At 75.1% G+C, this 1887-nt stretch carries 2 pseudogenes; one reads left to right on the top strand and one right to left on the bottom strand.

The features are described from left to right. Positions 1–154 precede the first annotated feature (154 nt). Positions 155–733, top strand: a pseudogene (locus tag HGA02_RS21240) (S1C family serine protease); the annotation flags it as partial. A 417-nt stretch (positions 734–1150) separates the two neighbouring features. Here HGA02_RS21240 and HGA02_RS21235 read toward each other — a convergent pair. Next, positions 1151–1420: pseudogene (locus tag HGA02_RS21235) on the bottom strand (DedA family protein); the annotation flags it as partial. Positions 1421–1887: the final 467 nt, after the last annotated feature.

Below are 1887 nucleotides of genomic sequence, written 5' to 3'. Positions count from 1 at the left end.
CGCCGGTGTGGTCGCCGGCGCCCTCGCGCTCGGCCTGGTGGTCGGCGGCGGAGCGGCGTGGGGGATCACGAGCGTGCTCGACGGGCACGACCGCACCGAGGTCTCCGACGCCGAGTGGCCGTCGCGACCTTGGTCCGACGGCGAGCGACCGACGATGCCCGACCTGCCGGACGGCCAGGCGCCGGGGGGTCGCACGGGTCCGGGGGCGAGCGACGAGAGCAGCGACACGGGCACGACGAGCGCGCAGACCGCGACCCCCGCGAGCGACGCGCAGCAGGTCGGCGTCGTGACGATCACCAGCACGCTGGGCTACCAGGGCGGCGAGTCGGCCGGCACCGGCATGGTGCTGACGACGGACGGGCTGGTCCTGACGAACCACCACGTCGTCGAGGGGGCGACCTCGATCAGCGTCACCGTCGAGTCGACGGGGCAGACGTACGAGGCGACGGTCGTCGGCTACGACGCGTCCGCCGACGTCGCGCTGCTGCAGCTCACGGACGCCTCGGGGCTCGCGACGGTCACGCTCGACGACGACGGCGGCGCGCAGGTCGGCGACACGGTCACGGCCGTCGGCAACGCCGAGGGCACGGGCGACCTCGTGGCGGCGTCGGGGACGGTGAGCGGCACGGACGCGACCATGACGGCGTCGACGTCGTCGTCGGGCGGGTCCGAGACGCTGAGCGGACTGCTGGAGTTCTCCGCGGCCGTCGTCGGCGGCGACTCGGGCGGGCCGGTCCTCGACGACGAGGGCGAGGTCGTCGGCATGACGACGGCCGCGTCGGTCGGCGGCACGGCGACGGTCGCGTACGCGGTCGACATCGTCGACGCGGTCGCGGTCGTGCAGCAGATCGAGGCCGGGCACGCGGGCGACGGCGTCGTCCTCGGCCACGGCGCGGCGGTGCGTCGACGCCTCGACGCTGCGCAGCGGCACCGCGGGGGCGGGATGGACCCGGGCCCGGCGGCGCTGCGCGAGGGCCTGGTAGCGGCGCAGCAGCCAGTCGATGACCACGCCGAGCAGCACGCCGCCGACGACACCCACGACCACCGCGAGGATCGGGTTGTGCCCGAGCCACGCCGCGGCACCGATGCCGATCGCCGTCGAGTACACGCCCCACGTGAGCGCGGCGAGCGCCGCGAGCGCGCTGAACCTGCGGCGGCTGTAGCCCAGCGCACCCGCGGTCATGTTGACCGCGACGCGGCCGACGGGGATGTACCGCGCGGCGATGATGAACGACGCCCCGCGGTGCTCGAGCGCGCGCTCCGCCCAGTCGATGGCCGCCTGGGCACGGGCCGAGCGCAGGAAGCGGACCTCGCGCACCTTGACCCGCGTCCCGATCTGGTACGCGATCTGGTCACCCGTGAACGCACCGGCGGCGGCGACCAGGATCACCAGCACCAGGTTCGGCTCGCCCTGCGCCATGGCGAGCGTGGCCAGCGCGATGACGACCGACTCGCTGGGGATGGGCGGGAAGAACCCGTCGATCGTCGCGAAGAGGTACAGCACGACGAAGACCCACGGTGAGCCCACCAGGGCCAGCACCCATGCCTCCACGCGTCCTCCAGGTCGTCGGGCGCCGGCCTTGCGGACCGGCGTCGTGACTCCCACGGTAGGACCCGGGGCAGCGCCGCCGATATAGGGGACACCCCCGGATCATCCCTGAGGTCACCCCGAACGAGCCGTCGGGTGCAGGCCGGTCGAACGGCCCTCCTCCTCCGGGGGGAGGCCCCGGCGGCCCGGACGTGGCAGGGCATCGACGACCCGTCAGGACGCGGGGCGCTGACCTCCGACGGGGTCCCCGTCCGACGCCGGCTCGCCGTCGGCCGCCGACCCCGACGCGTCGACGTCGTCGGTCCGGGCCGCACCGGCGTCGACGTCCCCCGCGCGAC

Source organism: Cellulomonas septica, from assembly GCF_012396155.1.
GTDB classification, from domain to species: Bacteria; Actinomycetota; Actinomycetes; order Actinomycetales; family Cellulomonadaceae; genus Cellulomonas; species Cellulomonas septica.
This window is presented reverse-complemented; position numbering and strand designations above follow the sequence as displayed.